The sequence below is a fragment of the Burkholderia sp. LK4 genome, from assembly GCF_001043615.1.
Lineage (GTDB): Bacteria > Pseudomonadota > Gammaproteobacteria > Burkholderiales > Burkholderiaceae > Burkholderia > Burkholderia cepacia.
Window position 1 is genome coordinate 1 of the sequence record NZ_LDUL01000191.1, and the last position, 674, is coordinate 674.

Here is a 674-nt window from a genome sequence, read left to right on the forward strand (position 1 = left end):
CTCGCTGTCGTAGTCGTCCTCGACGATCCAGCCCGACGTCTTTTCCGCCCAGTCCAGCAGCGCGATGCGCCGGGCCAGCGACAGGGTGTGCCCGAGCGGGCTCTGATGGGACGGTGTCACCAGCGCGAAGCGCGCGTGCGCGTCAAGCTGCTTGCCGCGCTCGACGTCGATGCCCTCGGCGTCCACCGGTACCGGAACGAGCTGCACACCGGTCTCGGACAGGAAGGTGCGGGCCAGCAGGTAGCCGGGGTCCTCGAACCATACGCGATCGTTCGGACGCGCGAGGCTGCGCAGCACGAGTTCCAGCGTGGCGCGGTAGCCACCGGTGATGAACACCTGTTCCGGTACGCAGGTGACGCCGCGCGACAAGCCGAGATAGGTGGCGATGTGCTCGCGTAGCGGCCGGTAGCCGGCCGGGTTCGGGTAGCCGAGCAACGCGCGTTCGGCGCTGCGCGCACGTTGAGACACGAGCCGGTGCCACACCTTGCGCGGAAACGCGTCCAGTGCGGGGAGCCCCGGTTGCAACGGGCGCGGCTCGCCGCTCAGCGCGACCGCGATCGGCTGGGGGCGGCGCGGAGGCGGGTGCTCGCGCGACACGCCCGGCACCCGGAGGGCGGCGGCGTCGGGGCGCCATGCCTGTTCGTCGCCGCGCGCGGGCGTCGGCCGCGTCAGCG

General features: G+C 72.4%; 1 protein-coding gene. It reads right to left on the bottom strand.

What is annotated here, in order from left to right; all coding sequences use genetic code 11:
* On the bottom strand, positions 1-674 hold a 674-nt coding region (locus VK92_RS38860), incomplete at both ends, for an aminotransferase-like domain-containing protein (protein WP_048468280.1).